14 protein-coding genes are annotated in these 15,434 nt (G+C 72.5%); 7 read left to right on the top strand and 7 right to left on the bottom strand.

The annotated features are described in order from the left end of the window. The first annotated feature begins 18 nt into the window (after nucleotides 1–18). The 4 genes from FLW16_RS21700 (at nucleotide 19) to FLW16_RS21685 (ending at nucleotide 5,479) form a co-directional block, all read left to right on the top strand. Complete coding sequence (locus FLW16_RS21700) at nucleotides 19–1,134, top strand: DUF5925 domain-containing protein (RefSeq protein WP_142561946.1); 1,116 nt, start codon at nucleotides 19–21, stop codon at nucleotides 1,132–1,134. A 117-nt stretch (nucleotides 1,135–1,251) separates the two neighbouring features. Next, nucleotides 1,252–2,373, top strand: a complete 1,122-nt coding sequence (locus tag FLW16_RS21695) for a C39 family peptidase (protein WP_260615454.1) — start codon at nucleotides 1,252–1,254, stop codon at nucleotides 2,371–2,373. After that, nucleotides 2,370–4,205 carry a prolyl oligopeptidase family serine peptidase gene (locus tag FLW16_RS21690; protein WP_260615453.1) on the top strand — a complete coding sequence of 612 codons (1,836 nt, stop codon included), beginning with the start codon at nucleotides 2,370–2,372 and terminating at the stop codon, nucleotides 4,203–4,205. The genes FLW16_RS21695 and FLW16_RS21690 overlap by 4 nt, the downstream gene beginning before the upstream one ends. Next, entirely contained in the window at nucleotides 4,202–5,479 is a 1,278-nt protein-coding gene (locus tag FLW16_RS21685; protein WP_142561944.1) for a M20/M25/M40 family metallo-hydrolase, read from the top strand. The genes FLW16_RS21690 and FLW16_RS21685 overlap by 4 nt, the downstream gene beginning before the upstream one ends. A 15-nt stretch (nucleotides 5,480–5,494) precedes the next feature. Here the strand turns inward: FLW16_RS21685 and FLW16_RS21680 are convergent, their stop codons facing one another. The 4 genes from FLW16_RS21680 to FLW16_RS21665 all read right to left on the bottom strand — a co-directional run bounded on the left by FLW16_RS21680 (nucleotide 5,495) and on the right by FLW16_RS21665 (nucleotide 10,195). Beyond that, nucleotides 5,495–6,775: a family 3 adenylate cyclase gene (locus FLW16_RS21680; protein ID WP_142561943.1), complete on the bottom strand. Its 1,281-nt coding sequence runs from the start codon at nucleotides 6,773–6,775 to the stop codon at nucleotides 5,495–5,497. A 61-nt stretch (nucleotides 6,776–6,836) separates the two neighbouring features. Next, entirely contained in the window at nucleotides 6,837–7,676 is an 840-nt protein-coding gene (locus FLW16_RS21675) for an ABC transporter permease (protein WP_142561942.1), read from the bottom strand. Continuing rightward, nucleotides 7,663–8,592, bottom strand: a complete 930-nt coding sequence (locus FLW16_RS21670; RefSeq protein WP_079319243.1) for an ABC transporter permease — start codon at nucleotides 8,590–8,592, stop codon at nucleotides 7,663–7,665. Before FLW16_RS21670 ends, FLW16_RS21675 begins: the two co-directional genes overlap by 14 nt. Before the next feature lie 7 nt (nucleotides 8,593–8,599). After that, the gene (locus tag FLW16_RS21665) at nucleotides 8,600–10,195 is read right to left on the bottom strand and encodes an ABC transporter substrate-binding protein (RefSeq protein ID WP_142561941.1); all 1,596 of its coding nucleotides are present in this window, start codon (nucleotides 10,193–10,195) and stop codon (nucleotides 8,600–8,602) included. Between the two features lie 120 nt (nucleotides 10,196–10,315). On the opposite strand from FLW16_RS21665, the gene FLW16_RS21660 reads away from it, so the two are divergent. The 3 genes from FLW16_RS21660 to FLW16_RS21650 all read left to right on the top strand — a co-directional run bounded on the left by FLW16_RS21660 (nucleotide 10,316) and on the right by FLW16_RS21650 (nucleotide 13,045). Then, nucleotides 10,316–11,287, top strand: coding sequence for a LuxR C-terminal-related transcriptional regulator (locus tag FLW16_RS21660; protein WP_142561940.1), 972 nt, complete (start codon nucleotides 10,316–10,318; stop codon nucleotides 11,285–11,287). Nucleotides 11,288–11,336: 49 nt separating this feature from the next. Further along, the gene (locus FLW16_RS21655; RefSeq protein WP_142561939.1) at nucleotides 11,337–12,152 is read left to right on the top strand and encodes a DUF4253 domain-containing protein; all 816 of its coding nucleotides are present in this window, start codon (nucleotides 11,337–11,339) and stop codon (nucleotides 12,150–12,152) included. A 62-nt stretch (nucleotides 12,153–12,214) separates the two neighbouring features. Beyond that, nucleotides 12,215–13,045 carry an SAM-dependent methyltransferase gene (locus FLW16_RS21650; protein ID WP_260615452.1) on the top strand — a complete coding sequence of 277 codons (831 nt, stop codon included), beginning with the start codon at nucleotides 12,215–12,217 and terminating at the stop codon, nucleotides 13,043–13,045. Nucleotides 13,046–13,088: 43 nt separating this feature from the next. On the opposite strand, the gene FLW16_RS21645 is transcribed toward FLW16_RS21650, so the two are convergent. The 3 genes from FLW16_RS21645 to FLW16_RS21635 all read right to left on the bottom strand — a co-directional run. After that, nucleotides 13,089–14,087: a lactonase family protein gene (locus FLW16_RS21645; protein ID WP_142561937.1), complete on the bottom strand. Its 999-nt coding sequence runs from the start codon at nucleotides 14,085–14,087 to the stop codon at nucleotides 13,089–13,091. Nucleotides 14,088–14,102: 15 nt separating this feature from the next. Further along, entirely contained in the window at nucleotides 14,103–15,071 is a 969-nt protein-coding gene (locus FLW16_RS21640; protein WP_142561936.1) for a universal stress protein, read from the bottom strand. A gap of 43 nt (nucleotides 15,072–15,114) precedes the next feature. Further along, a partial coding sequence (locus tag FLW16_RS21635) for a transposase (protein ID WP_142561935.1) occupies nucleotides 15,115–15,434 on the bottom strand: 320 nt, incomplete at its 5' end.

Here is a 15,434-nt window from a genome sequence, read left to right as displayed (position 1 = left end):
CGTCGAGATCATCACTGTATGTCCGTTATCAAGGAGGTCGACTTCTCTCCTCAATCCACGCCCCCGCCGCCGGTGCCGATGCGGATCTGGCTCGACGACGCCGACAGCCCGGCCGACGTGATCGACGCCATGGCGCTGTCGCCGTTCGCGACCGGCGAGCAGCCCTGGTCCCGCACCACCAGCCTCGGCCGGGTCCGCGCCGACGCCCCGCTGACCGCGGAGGGCGGCCGGCTGCTCCGCGTCGCCCAGCACACCGACGGGTACGAGACCCGCCTGATCGCGGGCGAGGGATGGACGCTGCGGGTGGTCCGCGGCGCGAACCGGTCGGCGACGCTCACCGCCACGGCGGTGAGCGAGGAACTGGCCGGATCGGTTCTGGAGCAGGCGACCAGGAACGCGGAGGAGGCGGCTCCCGACGCCGACCACGTGCGCATGGGCTTCTGGTGGAGGTCGAGCCACGGGCCGCACCGCTCCGCCAAGCCCATCACGACCTCCTCCTGGCCGGAGATCAGGAGGAACTACCCCACGGCCGCCGTCGGCCGCCTGGACACCCTCATGGCGACGACCGCGGCCGACGTGACGGGCCGCCTTGTCCTCCTGCACGGCCCGCCCGGCACCGGCAAGACGACGCTGCTGCGCACGCTCGCGCGCGAGTGGGGGTCCTGGTGCCAGGTCGACTGCGTGCTCGACCCCGAGTTGCTGTTCAACGACCCGGGCTACCTGATGGACGTCGCCGTCGGCTGGGACGGCCCGGGCGAGGACGAGGAGCCGCGCTGGCGACTGCTCGTCCTGGAGGACTGCGACGAACTGATCCGCGCCGAGGCCAAGCAGTCGACGGGCCAGGGGCTGTCACGCCTGCTCAACCTGACCGACGGGCTGCTCGGCCAGGGCAGGGACGTGCTCGTGGCCATCACGACCAACGAGGACCTCAGCAGGCTCCATCCTGCCGTCGTACGGCCCGGACGGTGCCTGGCGCAGATCGAGGTCGGCCGGTTCGACGCCGGGCAGGCGGCCGAGTGGCTGGGCGCCGCGGGCGCCGGCGTGGGCGGCGCGACGCTGGCCGAGTTGTTCGCCCTGCGGGACGGCCGCCCGGCCGCCGCCGAACCCGCCCCCGCCACCGGCCTCTATCTCTGACCGGCCGCACGACTGACCGGCCGCACGGAGCACGGCCGCCGATGACGTAGCGTCCCATGTGTCGGATACGTAAACCATCCGATGTGCCAGGTCGGGGCGGTAACAACAATCGGCGAGGTGGTCACCCTGCTGTCGGCCGGACCGAGCCCCCAGGTGAGCCCCGTCGTCCTCCACCGGTGGTCCGTCGAGGCCCGGGAGACGGGGACGGCGAAATATCTGGATCCGTTCGCTCCCGGCGGCGAGCGGGAGTGGCCCTACATCCGCTGGACGTCCCCGGAGCGGGAGATCGGCTTCGCGGCCACCGAACTGGTGCCGTCGTGGACGGCCGCCGCGCCGCCCGGCGCCTGGCTGGAGATCGAGATCCAGGCGAGGACCGCCGTCGGCGACCTGACCAAGTGGTACGTCATGGGCCGGTGGGCCGAGACCGACGCCGACATCCACCGCACGTCGCTGCCCGGTCAGGGGGACGCCGACGGGGACGTCGCGGTCGACACCTTCGTCGCCGCCCGCCCCGTCACGTCCTACCGCGTACGCGCCACCCTGTACGGCAGCGGCGGCGGCGTGCGCTCGCTCACCGTGATGGCCTCGGCCGTGGGGCAGGCGGGCAGAGGCGGCCCGCCGGGGCCGCGGGCGGTCGAGCTCGACGTGCCGCGCCGTTCGCAGAAGGTCCACACCGGGCACTATCCGCAGTGGGACGGCGGCGGGGAGTCCTGGTGCAGCCCCGCGGCGTTCACGATGGTGCTGGGCTACTGGGGGCTGGGACCCACCCCGGCCGACCTCGCCTGGGTGGCCCCCGGCGACCCGTGCCCGGCCGTCGACCACGCCGCGCGCGACATGTACGACCACAGCTACCAGGGCACCGGCAACTGGCCCTTCGGCGTCGCGTACGCCGGGCGGTACGGGCTGGACGGCTTCGTCACGCGGCTGCGTTCGCTGGCCGAGCTGGAGCGGTTCATCGCCGCCGGGATCCCGGTGATCACCTCGCAGGCGTTCCGCGATCACGAACTCCCCGGTGCCGGATACTCCACGGGCGGGCACATCATGGTCGTCACCGGGTTCACCGGGGAGGGCGACGTGATCGCGAACGATCCGGCCGCGCCGGACGACGGCGGCGTGCGGCGGGTGTACCCCCGCGCGGCGTTCGAGAGCGTCTGGCTGCGTGCCACGAGCAGCGGGGGGATCGCGCACATCGTGCATCCCCCCGGCACTCCGCTTCCAGACTCCGGGGGGAACTGGTGACGATTCGGGCCGTCGACGTCGCACGGGTGGACGACCGTCCGCTGTGGCTGGAGATCTCGGGAGACGAGGTCTGGTGGGACGAGCCCCGCCCGCGGGAGGGCGGCCGGCGCTGCGTCGTGCGGCGCAGGGCAGACGGCGTGATCGAGGACGTGCTCCCGCAGGGCTGGAACGCCAGGAACCGGGTCATGGAGTACGGCGGGCGGTCCTGGCGGGCGCACGAGGGCCGTCTGGTGTTCACCAACTGGGCGGACGGCCGGATCTACCTGTGCTCCCCCGGCGGGGAGCCGGTCCCGCTCACCCCCGAGGAGCCCGCCCGCTACGCCGACCTCGTCGTCCACGGCAACGAGGTGTGGTGCGTGCGCGAGCGGGGCGACGCGCGCAGCGGCGAGCGCGACATCGTCGCGGTGCCGCTGGACGGATCCCCCCTGCGCAGCGTGGTGAAGACCCACCATTTCCTGATGAACCCGCGCGTCTCGCCGGACGGGCGGTCGCTCGCCTGGATCGGCTGGAACCACCCGGACATGCCCTGGGACGCCACCGAGCTCTGCGTCGGATCCGTGGACGGCGGCCCCCACCGCGTCCTGCTGTCCGGCGCGTCCACCTGCCAGGCCGAGTGGCGCGACGACCAGAGCCTGTACGCCGTGACCGACCCCACCGGCTGGTGGAACATCCACCTCGTCGGCCTGGACGGCACGGCGCGCGACCTGACCCCGGTGCCGCTGGAGTTCGGCGACGCCACCTGGAAGATCGGCGGCACGTTCTTCGCCGTGGCGGACGGGCGGATCGCCGCCGTGTACGGCACGGCCGACGAGCGGCGGCTCGGGGTCGTCGACGACCCGGCCGCGACCGGTTCCCTCAGGGACGTCGGCGGCGGCTACACCTACTGGGCGCCCGCCCTGTCGGCCCGGGGCTCCCACGTCGTGGGCGTCGCGGCCTCGCCCCACCGGCCGTACGAGGTGGTGCGGGTCCACCTGGAGACGGGGGCGCACGAGGTGCTGTCCCCGGGCAAGCCGGTGCCCCAGGACGCCGAGCTGCCCACGCCCGAGGCGGTGACCGTCGAGGGGGTCCACGCGCACCTGTACGCCCCGGCGGCCCTGCAGGACGGCGGGCCCGCGCCGTACGTGGTGTTCGTGCACGGCGGGCCGACGAGTTCGGCCCCGCCGGTGCTCGACCTGGAGATCGCGTACTTCACCAGCAGGGGCATCGGCGTCGCGGAGGTCAACTACGGCGGCTCCACCGGCTACGGCAGGGCCTACCGCGAGCGGCTGCGCCACAGCTGGGGCGTGGTGGACGTGCGCGACTGCGAGACGGTGGCGCGGTGGCTGCTTGACAGCGGGCGGGCGGAGAAGGTGGCGATCAGAGGCGGCAGCGCCGGCGGCTGGACGTCGATGGCCGCGCTCGTCCACAGCGACGTCTTCTGCGGCGCGGTGTCCCACTACGGCATCTCCGACCCCGAACACTGGGCGGCGGAGACGCACGACTTCGAGTCGCGCTACCTCGACGGGCTGATCGGCCCGCTGCCCGAGACCCGGCAGCGCTACGTGGACAGGTCGCCCGAACTGCACGCCGAACGGGCGTCCGGCCCGGCCCTGCTCCTGCACGGCCTGGAGGACAAGGTGGTCGATCCCGCGCAGTCGGAGCGCTTCGCCGCCGCGCTGGCCCGCCATGGGCACCGGTGGGCGTACCTCACGTTCGAGGGGGAACAGCACGGGTGGCGGCGTGAGGAGACCATCGTCCGGGCCCTGGAGGCCGAGCTGGCCTTCTACGGGATCGTCTTCGGCTTCCCGACTCCCGAGGTCCCGCCCCTGAAACTGGAAGGTGGGGCGTCATGAGTGAGGTCGCGGCGATCTGCTCGGAACTGCTGCGGATCGACACCACCAACGACGGGTCCGGCGACGGGCCGGGCGAGCGGCGGGCCGCGGAATACGTGGCGTCCCTGCTCGCCGAGGTCGGCATCGAGCCGGTGGTGTTCGACTCGGCGCCGCGCCGCACCAGTGTGGTGGCGCGCATCCCCGGAGACAGTCCCGACGCGCTGCTCCTGCACGGGCACCTCGACGTCGTGCCCGCCGACCCCGCCGAGTGGCGTACGCACCCGTTCTCCGGGGAGATCGAGGACGGCTGCGTGCACGGCCGGGGCGCGGTCGACATGAAGGGCACGCTCGCCATGACCCTCGCCTGGGCCCGCGAGAACGCGCGCAGGGGCGTGCGCCCCAGGCGCGACCTCGTGCTGGCGTTCCTCGCCGACGAGGAGTCCACCGGCGAGTACGGCGCCGGCCACGCGATCGAGCGGCACCGCGACCTGTTCGAGGGCTGCACGGAGGCGATCAGCGAGTCCGGCGGCTTCTCCTGGTATGAGGGCGACGTCCGCATCTACCCGGTGGCCGTCGGGGAGCGCGGCACCGCCTGGATGCGCCTGACGGCCCGCGGCGTGCCCGGTCACGGGTCCAAGCCCGCCGTGGACAACCCCGTGGCCGAGCTCGCCCGGGCCCTCGCCCGCCTCGCCGACCACCCCTGGCCCGTACGGCTGACGCCCGAGGTGGCGCGGCTGATCGACGAGCTGTCGCGGGCGCTCGGCCGGCCGATCGACGTCGACCGGCTGGAGGAGGAGATCGAGCGGATTCCCCGCGCGGCGGCCCTGTTCAAGGGCGTGCTGCGCAACTCGGCCAACCCGACGATGCTCGACGCGGGATACAAGGTCAACGTCATCCCCGGCACGGCCCAGGCCCACGTCGACGGCCGGTTCCTGCCGGGGCAGCGCGACGAGTTCCTGGAGACCGTCGACCGGCTGCTCGGGCCGAAGGTCAGCCGCGAGTTCGTCAGCTTCGAGGAGGCCGTCTCCTCTCCCGCGGAGGGCCTGTTCGACGAGCTCACCGCCGCCCTGCTCGCCGAGGACCCCGCCGGCAGGCCGGTGCCGTACGTCATGACGGGCGGCACCGACGCCAAGTGGTTCGCCAGGATCGGCATCAGGGGGTACGGCTTCGCGCCGCTGCTGCTGCCGCCGGACCTCGACTACTTCGGCATGTTCCACGGTCTCGACGAGCGCGTGCCGGTCGAGGGCCTGGAGTTCGGGGTCCGCGTCCTCGACCGGCTGCTCGTCGCGTCGTAGAAGCCGTAGGAACGCTCAGCCCTGGTAGAAGGTCAGGTCCACGCCGGAGACGGCGTGCCGGACGAGGGAGAACCCGCCCAGGCCGGCATGCGCGGCGACCGCCTCGCTCAGGCAGACCAGGCCGGGAGCGGCGAGGTCCTGGGCCATCTTGGAGGCCTGGTTCACGGGCGCGCCGGCCACGTCGCGGCCGCCGTCCGGCGTCCGCCCGGACAGCACCGGCCCGCTGTCCAGCCCGATGCGGCAGGTCATCCCGGCCTCGGCCAGGGCCGCGCGCAGCTCAAGGGCGAAGGGCACGGCGGGGCCGGGATCGTCGAACAGGTAGATGGCCAGCGGACCCGCGACCTTGACCTCGACGGCGCCCTCCGCGGGCAGGAGGCGCAGGCCGATCTCCCGCATGCGGGCCGACAGGTCCAGCCCGCTCAGGAGCGCGACCTCGGGAACGTCGTTCCCCGTCCCGGCCTCGCCGTGCTCGCCGCGTTCGATGAGGACCACCGTCCGCTCCCGCAGGTGCTTTTCCGCGAGCGTCGCGGCGTACCCGGCGTCCTGTGCCCCGGCATCCTGTGGGTCGAGGCGCAGCAGGTCCTCGTAGAAGGCCGCCGGATAGGGGATGGGGTACCACCTGTCGGGAGGCGCCGCGTCGCCGGCGCGCGGGCCGTCGAGCACCCGGTAGACGGCGCCCAGAGGCCCGTCCTTGCCGTCCTGCCCGTCCTTGCGGCGCAGGACGAAGCCGTGGCCGGCGGGCAGCCGCTCGGCCACCGCCTCCGTGACCGCGATCTCCCCGCCTTCGGTGCCGTTCTCCGCGAGGTGCTCGATCGCGTCGGCCTCGGCGCCGTACAGGCCGCCGTCCAGGTCGTAGTAGTCGCCGTGGTGGACGCCGACGCCGACGCGGATCCGGCAGGTGCGCCCGATCTCGTCCTGCGCCCGCAGCAGCGCCGACAGCAGCGTTCCCGCGTCGGTCGTGGCGGGATGGAACATCTGCGCGTTGTCGGCCGCCCAGACGCCCACGGCCCGGCCGCCCGCGCCGGTCCCGTACGCGTGCAGGACGCGTTTCGGGCCGTCGATGAGCGCCAGCACCTCCAGCAGGCCGAGGCTGCGGCTCATTCTGGTCAGCCCGGCCGAGTCGGACACCACGCTGTATCCGGTCGTGACGTGCGCGCCGAGCAGGCGCCGGGCGTCGGCGGCGGTGCGGCCGCTCGCCCGCCACTGCTCCACCAGCGTCAGCGGCAGGCCCGGGGCCACGTCCCTGGCGAGGTCGAAGGCGCCCGGATCGTGCCGGGCGGGAAGATCGGTAGACACGGGCGCACGCTAACTCACCCACCGTGTTCGCCCTGTCGCTTTGGGCGACGAAGCTGGAGCCTCAGCGCAGGCGGGGGTCGAGGGCGTCGCGCACCACGTCGCCGAGCATGAGGAAGCTCAGCACCGTCGCGGTGAGGAACAGCGCGGGGAAGACCAGCAGGTGGGGGTGCTCGGCGAAGAACGTCTGGGCGATGTTCAGCTGCAGGCCCCACGACACGTCGGGATACTGCAGGCCGACGCCGAGGTAGTCGAGGGTCGCCTCCCCCGCGATGACGTTCCCGACGTTCAGCATGGCCACGACGATGACCGGCGCGACGGAGTTGGGCAGGATGTGCCGCACCATGAGCCTGCGGTCGCTCGCGCCCAGCATGCGGGCCGCGGCGACGAAGTCCATGTCCTTGACGGCGATGACCTGGCCGCGCATCAGCCGGGTCATGGTCGTCCAGCCGAGCAGCACGAGGACCAGCGTCATCGCCCATATCCCGTGGTCGGGGAAGGCGACCAGCACGACGGTCGCGCCCAGCACGAACGGGATGCCGAAGAACACGTCGGTGAGCCGGGAGATGACCGCGTCGGCCACGCCCCCGTAGTAGCCGCCCACCAGCCCCAGCAGGATGGAGATCAGCATGGCGAAGACGGTGACCGAGACGCCGACCACGATGGACGCCCGGGTGCCGTGCACGACCTGCGACCAGTAGTCGCAGCCCTGCAGGTCGTACCCGAACAGCGCGCCGTTCGCCGGGCCGCGCTTCGACATGCGCAGGTCGCAGGCCTCGTTGGGGCCGAGGTGGGCGAACAGCCCGGGGAAGGCCGCCATCGCCACGGCCACCAGCAGGACGGCCGCGGAGAACCAGAACACCACCCGGCCGCGCAGCTCCAGCCAGGCGTCACGCGCGAGCACGGCGGATCCTCGGGTCGAGCACGCCGTACAGCAGGTCGACGGCCAGGTTGGCGAGAATGAAGATCATGACGAGCAGGGTGACGACGCCGACGACGACGGGACCCTCCTGGAGCTGGATGGACTGGAACACCTGCTGGCCGATGCCGGGCAGGTTGAAGATGCCCTCGGTGACGACCGCCCCGGCCATGAGGTTGCCGAAGTCGACGCCGAGGTAGGTCACGACCGGGATGAGCGAGTTGCGCAGCGCGTGCAGCCCCACCACCCGCCGCCGGGACAGTCCCTTCGCGGTCGCCGTGCGGACGTAGTCGGCACGCAGGTTCTCCACGAGGGAGGTGCGGGTGAGCCTTGCCACGTACGCCAGGCCGAACGAGCCGAGGACCATGCCGGGCAGCAGGTAACTGCCCGGCCAGCCCTCCTCGGTCCCCGCGGTCGGGAACAGCCCGAGATTGAGGCCCAGCACGATCTGAGCCGTGTACCCGACGACGAACACCGGGACCGCGATGACGAACGTGGTGCCGGCGAGGACCGCCGTGTCGGCGGCCCCGCCGCGGCGCAGCCCGGCCAGGACGCCGAGGCCGATGCCGACGACGAGCTCGAAGACCCAGGCGGTCAGCGCGAGCTGCGCGGTGACCGCCCACCGGTCCTGGAGGAGCTCGCTCACCGGCTGGCCGGTGAAGGTCTCCCCCAGGTCGCCCTGGAACACCCCGAGCATGTAGCGGCCGTACTGCACGAGCAGGGGGTCGTCCAGGTGGTAGCGCGCCCGCATGACCGCGAGCACCTGCGCGGGCACCGGCTTGTCGCCCGCGAGCGCCAGGATCGGGTCGCCCGGCAGCGCGAACACCATCGTGTAGATCAGGAAGGTGGTCGCGAAGAACACCGGGATCGCCTGGGCCAGGCGCTGCGCGGCGTACCTCACCCTTGTGTCACCCCTGCTTCACGCTGATCGTGTACAGGTTCTTGCTGTACGGGGTCACGTTCACGCCGGTCAGCCGGCTGGTGAAGCCGATCTGGTTCTGCCAGTTCCACAGCGGGATCATCGGCATCTCGGCCAGCGCGACGTCCTCGGCCTTCTGGTAGAGCGGCAGGCTCGCGTCCAGGCTGGGCGCCGAGTTCGCCTGCTTGATCAGGTCGTCGAACTCCTTGTTCTCCCAGCCCATCCGGTTGCCCGCGCCCCACATGTACTCGAGGTAGTCCTGGGGGCTCGGGTAGTCCATGACCCAGTTGTTGCGGTACGGACCGTCCTCCTTGCGCTGGCGCAGGGTCGACAGGTAGTCGGCGGCCGGGATCTTGCGGAACTTGATGTCCGAGATGCCGAGGTTCTGCTTCAGCTGGTTGGCGACGGCGGTCATCCACTGCTCGTAGCTCGGGTCGGCGTTGGAGAACCACAGGTTCAGCGTGCCGCTGAAGCCGCCGGCCTGGTCGAACAGCGCCTTGGCCTTGGCCGGGTCGTACGTGCACGCCTCGCCGCAGGCGTTCTCCCGGTAGCCGGGCACCAGCGGCGCCAGCAGCGACGACATCGGCTTGAACGCGCCGTCGTAGACCGCGTCCACGATGGCCTGCCTGTCGATGGCCATGGAGAACGCCTTGCGCAGGTCGGGGTTGGCGAACCGCTTGTCGAAGGTCGGGAAGCCCAGGTAGTCCATCGTGCCGTCGGGGGTCTGCACGAAGCGGTCGCCGAGCAGCTTCTTCGCCTCGCCCGTGCTGGCCGGCGGGACCGTCGTCATCAGGTCCACCCGGCCGGCCCGCAGGTCGGTCCACGCGGTGTCGCGGCTGGCGTAGATCTTGAGGGTCACCGCGTCGGCCTTGGGCTTGCGCTCGCCCGCGTACGACGCCGACCGCTTGAGCTTGATCTGCTTGTTGTGCTCCCACGTGCCGTCGAGCACGAACGGCCCGTTGCCGACCGGCGCCTGGTCGAACGCCTTGAGGTCGGTGAACGCCGCCTTCGGCATCGGCGCGAACGCGATGTAGGCGAGCGTGATCGGGAACTGGCTGAACGGCGCGGTGAGCGTCACCTCGAGCGTGGTGTCGTCCACCACCTTGAGGCCGCTCATCTTGTCCGTGGACGGGTCGCCCTTCTCGGGGTTGAGCTTGTCGTAGCCCTCGATGTTGGCGAAGTAGTAGTTGTTGGTCCAGCCGTTGGGGCCGTAGGCCGTGGCGTTCCAGGAGTCGGCGAAGCTCTGCGCCGTGACCGGCTCGCCGTTGCTGAACTTCTGGCCCGGCTTGAACTTGATCGTCCAGACCTTCTGGTCGGTGCTGTTCACCGACTCGGCCGCCCGCATCACAGGCTTGCCGCTGGCGGCGTCGATGGAGACCGGAGTCTCGAAGAGCGCGTCCAGCACCGTGATCGAGTAGTCGCTGGAGGTGTTGCCCGGGGTGAGATGGTCGGGTTCCGTCAGCGCGACGGAGAACGCGTTCGCCTCCTTGCCGCCGCCCGCCGGCGATGATCCTCCCCCGCACCCGCCGCTCAGCATGATGGCCGCCACAGCGAGGGCGGCCGCCCGGCTTCTCGTGACCCTCACTGGTCCTCCGCCTCTCCGTCGTGTTGCGGGTGAGGGTAGGAAACGGGGCCGCCTACTGCATCGGAGACTTTACGTATTCCTTGCGCAACCTTTACCCGGCAGGCTGAGCATGGAGGATCCATGGATGCAATCAGCCTCAGCGCGCGGAGCCTGCACGCCGTCGCCGAACTGGGCTTTCAGGTGGCCCGGCAGGGGGCGCACGGGGCGATGACCGCCTTGGGCGAGGTCATCCCCGTGGAGGCCTACGAGTTCGTCGCGTTCGACCCGGCGACCGGCCGGCACCGTTCGCTGGTGGCGGCGGGGTACACGCGGGTGGACGACGACGCCGCGGAGGAGTACGCCCGGCTCGACGCCTACCGCCGGGCCATGTCGCTGCGCACACCCGTCGTCATGGGCTCCCCCGGCACCGAGCGCTACTTCCGCCGCCACCTGGAGCCGTACGGCTGGCGCGCGGGGATCACGACGCCGCTGTTCCTGACCGGCGGGCGCTACACCGGGCTGCTGCACGTCAGCTCCCGCGCGGACCTGCCGCCCGAGGCGCCCGCGGTGATCAGCGCGGTCTCCCCCGCCCTGGCCCACCTCACCGACGTGACCCGCTGCGTCATCGACCCGCTCGGCCTGCCGCCCGGCTTCCACGCCGTGGCGTACGAACGAGGTGGGCGGCGCAGGGACGTGGCCGGGTGGCCCCCGTCGGAGGCGCTCGCAGCCGAGCCGGTGATGGCGGAGCTGGCCAGGGCGTTCATCGACTCCCGCGAGCTGTCGCGCCGGGGGCTGTGGCTGGACGGCACCGGCCAGTGGCGCGAGCTGCGCCTCCACCGGGCCGGCGTGGGCTTCCACGGCTCCATCCAGGGCGCGGTCATCGCCGAGCGCCCGTGCGCCCTGCCGTACGACCTGACCTCGCGGGAGATCGAGGTGCTCACCCGGGTCGCGCAGGGCGACTCCAACCCGCAGATCGCCGCCGCGCTCGTCCTGAGCGTGCGCACCGTGACCACCCATCTGGAGCACATCTTCGCCAAGCTGGGCTGCGACAGCCGTACGCGCCTGACCACGAAGGTTCTCGCCGAGGGGCTGTGCCGCCTCGACATCCCGTAATGATCGCCCTCGCGGGACGCGTCGAGGCCGGGTCCGACATTATTGGCGCATGTCGGTTCACGAGCGTCGGCGGCTCCCCACGGGTCTGGAGCTGCTGTTCGGCGACGGCGGCGACGGCCGGGTGCTGTCCGTCGACCTGCCGTCCGGGTCCCTCGTGTGGCCGGACCCCGACTACGACAGGCTGCGCACCCATCACCACCCCTCGTTCTGGCTGAGCGACGAGCCGGTGCCGGCCGGGCTGTGGGCCCGGCTGCGCGCCGAGCACCCCCAATCGGGCCTGTGGCCGGTGCTGCTGGAGGACGGCGTGCAGCCCTGGTCGGCCGGGCAGATCGCGCCGGACTCGCCCGGCCAGGTCGACTACTACAGCGCGGCCGGGTTCATGGCCGAGACGTGGCAGGACCTGCTGCTGGGCCACGAGGCGTACCTCGCGCCGTTCGGGGCCGAGTGCCCGGGGATCGCGCCGCCCGCCGCGCTCGTGGCCGACCCCGACGTGGTCGCCGACTGGTACGCGGACGTGGTGGCCGAGCGGATGACGCCACTGGGACTGGCCGCGGTGAACCGCGGCGCCGACGCCTTGGTCGCGATGGGCTGGCAGGGGGCGCTGCACCACAACGAGTGGACCGTGCCCCTGGCGGCCGTCGTGCGCAGCTGGGAGGAGCGGTTCGGGGCTCGGGTGGTCGGCATGGGGTTCAACACGCTGGACCTCAGCGTCGCCGCGCCGCCCGCCACTCCCGCGCACGCGCTGCACGTGGCGGCCGAGCACTGGACGTTCTGCCCGGACAGCATTCTGCAGGGCCCGGGCACGCTGGCCGACTACGCCGAGCAGATCGTGGGCCAGAACGCCTGGTCGTTCTGGTGGGATTGAGGCGATACTTACACCTGCACACGATAATGACCGATAAAACGACTGTGAGCGAGGGAGGCGGTTTGGGCGGCACGGAGCTGGGCGGGGGCGAACGGCCCGCCAAGGTGGCGGGCCTCGGCACCGGCACCGCGAACATCGCCCGGATGAGCGACTACCTGCTCGGAGGCAAGGACAACTTCGCCGCTGACCGGAAGTTCGCCGAGCGGCTGATGATCATCGCGCCCGAGGTCAAGACGATGGCCGTGGACACCCGCGAGTTCCTGGAGCGGGTGGTGCGCTTCCTCGTCGAGCAGGGCGTGCGGCAGTTCCTCAACGTGGCGTCCGGGCTGCCGACCCGGCGCAACACCCACGAGGTCGCCCAGGAGCTCGCGCCCGACGCCCGCGTGGTGTACGTCGACGACGACCCTGTGGTGCTCAACCACGCGCGGGCCCTGCTCGCCCGCAACCCCGGCACGGGGGTGGTCGACGGCTCGATCCTGCGCCCGGCGGAGATGCTCGCCGACCCCGAGATGCTCCGGCTCATCGACTTCGAGCAGCCGGTCGGGGTGCTGATCCCGGCCCGGCTGCAGTATCTCCCCGACGCCATCGAGCCGTACAAGTGCGTGGCCCACGTGCGCGACCACCTCGCCCCTGGCAGCTACCTGGCCATCGGTCACGCCGTCTTCGACAGCCGTCCCGAGCTCACCGCGCCGATCGTCAATCTGTTCCGGCAGATCCTGCCGCAGGCCGACGACGCGCCGCGGGACCGGGAGAAGGTGCTGCGGTTCTTCGACGGCACGGAGCTCGTCGACCCCGGCCTCGTCTACATCCGCCAGTGGCGGCCGGAGTCCCCGCAGAGCACCGGGCAGGCCCAGCGGGTGTGGATCGTCGGCGGCGTCGGCCGCGTGCCCTGATCAACCTGGCCTGGTCTACCTGGCCTGATCAACCTGCCCTGGTCTACCGGACGAGCACGCACGAGGGGGTGCCCACCGCCAGTGCCTGACCGGTCGGCTCGGGCAGCCCGTCCTTGAGCGCCAGCACGGCGACGGAATCGGACCGCTGGTTGGCGACGTAGAGGCGGTCGCCGTCGATCGCGAAGTGGCGTGGCCAGCTTCCGCCCGACGGCACCTCGGCCGTCATCGTGAGGCGGGGCCCGTCCACCTCGAAGACGGCCAGGGTGTCCGGCCCCCGGTTGGCGACGTACAGGTGGCGGCCGTCGGCGGACAGCGCGATGTGGGAGGGCAGGTTCTCCCCCCCGCTCTCCCCCGTGGCGCCGCTCGCGCGCACCACGCCCGCCTCCCGCCACTCGCCGTCGTAGACGCGCACGGTGCCGTCGAGCTCGCCGGTGACGTACCAGTGGCCCTCGTGGTGCAGGAAGTGCCGGGGGCCGCTGCCGGAGGCCAGCCGTACGGGGCCGTCCGGATGCGGGCGCATGCCCGGCAGGAAGCGGCGCACCTCGTCGGTGCCGAGGTCGGTCACGTACAGCACGCCGCCGGGCCCGAAGACCGCCTGGTGCGCGTGCGGGCCCTCCTGCCGGTCCGGGTGGGGGCCGCGGCCCTCGTGCGGGAACGTCAGCGGACCGGGCTCGGGCATCCCGTCCTCACCCAGCCGGTAGGCCGTGACCGTCCCGTCGCCGTAGTTGGCGATCGCCAGCCACCGGCCCTCGGGGTCGACCGCCACGTGGCACGGGAGCGAGCCGCCGCTGGGGTGCTCGGCCAGCAGCCGGGGGGTGGGATCGTCGGCGAAGACCGCCAGGCCGCCGTCCGCGGGGCGTTCGAGCGCGGCGTACAGCAGCGGCAGCCGCGGGTGCGCGACGACGAACGACGGCCCGGACGCGGTCGTCTCGGCCACCGCCTCCAGCCGCCCGTCCGCGTACGCCCGGGCCACCGTCAGGCCGGGGCCCGACCCCTCCGTGTCGGGGGTGTATCCGCCGATCACCAGACCGGGTCGGGACATACGCGCTCCAAAGGCTCAGATTGTCGGGATATCGCATGGTATCGGCCAGACGGGGACCGGGTGGACGACCGCGACCGGGCAAGCGGCGCGCCGCAGCAGGCCCTGCCCGACCGAACCGAGCAGCCCGGCCCCCGTTCTGTGCGTACCCACGACGAGCAGCCACGCCTCCCGGGCGCACGCCACCAGGGCGGGCAGCGCCGGCGCCTCGACGACCCTGGTCCCGATCGCGGGCCGGGCCCGGCAGCGCAGCCGCCACGGTTCGACGATCCGCGCCAGCGCCCGCTCGCCCTCCGGCTCACGCCCCCTCGTGGCGTACACCGCGGTCAGCGGCAGCGACCTGCCGCGGGCGACCTCCACGGCGAAGCGCAGGGCGGAGTCCGCCTCGGGACCGACCGGCCGCGCCGCGTCGATCCCCACCACCACCCCGCCGGCGGGCGGCGCGGACGCCGGCGCGCCGACCACGACGACCGGGCAGGCGGCATGCGCCGCCGCGTACGCGCTGACCGAGCCGCGCAGCAGCCTGGCCAGCCCATGCACGCTCCGGTGGCCCAGGACCAGCATCGCGGCGTTCCTGCTGAGGCCGACCAGCGTGTCCTTGGGGTCTCCCCGCACGAGCACGGGGCGGACCTCGCGGCCCGGCAGCAGGCGTTCGGCCAGCCGTACCCCCTCGAACAGCCGCAGCCCCGCCAGGCGGCGCTCCTCGGCGGCGACGGCCTCGGCGCGCTCCGGGTAGGGGCCGTCCCACACCTGGCACACCGTGACGCCCGCACGGTGGCGGGCCCGGCACTCCGCCGCGGCCCATTCGATCGCGGCGCGGCTCTGCCGCGTGCCGTCGTAGGCGACCACGATCTCCTGCTTCATCTCACTCACGCGGCCCGCGCCGCGTGCGCAGAGCGCACCCCATGCCACCAGCACCCATGCCACCAGCACCCATGCCACCAGCAGATCACCCCGGCCCCGGCGGCGACGCCGGGCGAAAGCCACCGGCCCGCGGGACCTTCGGCCCGCCCGCGGCCTAGGGCCTGTCTCAAAGCCTGGTGAGCCAGTCGTCTATCGCGGTTATGAGAATGGCGGCTTGGTAGCGGACGGCGAGTTTGTCGTACCTGGTTGCGATGGCGCGGTGGCGTTTGAGCCGGTTGATGCCGCATTCCACAGCATGACGGGCGCGGTAGTCGCGGGCATCGAAGGCGAAGGGACGACCGCCGCGGCTGCCCCGCCGCAGGCGCGCGGCGATGCGATCGGCTGGTTCGGGGATGGTGCACCTGATCCCGCGACTGCGTAGGTGGGCGCGGATCGCCCGGGAGGAGTAGGCCTTGTCCGCGCGCACCACCTCAGGCCGGGTGCGGG

The organism is Microbispora sp. KK1-11, assembly GCF_006874435.1.
GTDB lineage: Bacteria > Actinomycetota > Actinomycetes > Streptosporangiales > Streptosporangiaceae > Microbispora > Microbispora catharanthi.
This window is presented reverse-complemented; position numbering and strand designations above follow the sequence as displayed.

Coding starts and splice junctions, on each gene's coding strand:
- FLW16_RS21655 (WP_142561939.1), top strand. CDS start 11,337: ATGTCGGTTCACGAGCGTCGGCGGCTCCCCACGGGTCTGGAGCTGCTG.
- FLW16_RS21660 (WP_142561940.1), top strand. CDS start 10,316: ATGGATGCAATCAGCCTCAGCGCGCGGAGCCTGCACGCCGTCGCCGAA.
- FLW16_RS21700 (WP_142561946.1), top strand. CDS start 19: ATGTCCGTTATCAAGGAGGTCGACTTCTCTCCTCAATCCACGCCCCCG.
- FLW16_RS21685 (WP_142561944.1), top strand. CDS start 4,202: ATGAGTGAGGTCGCGGCGATCTGCTCGGAACTGCTGCGGATCGACACC.
- FLW16_RS21645 (WP_142561937.1), bottom strand. CDS start 14,087: ATGTCCCGACCCGGTCTGGTGATCGGCGGATACACCCCCGACACGGAG.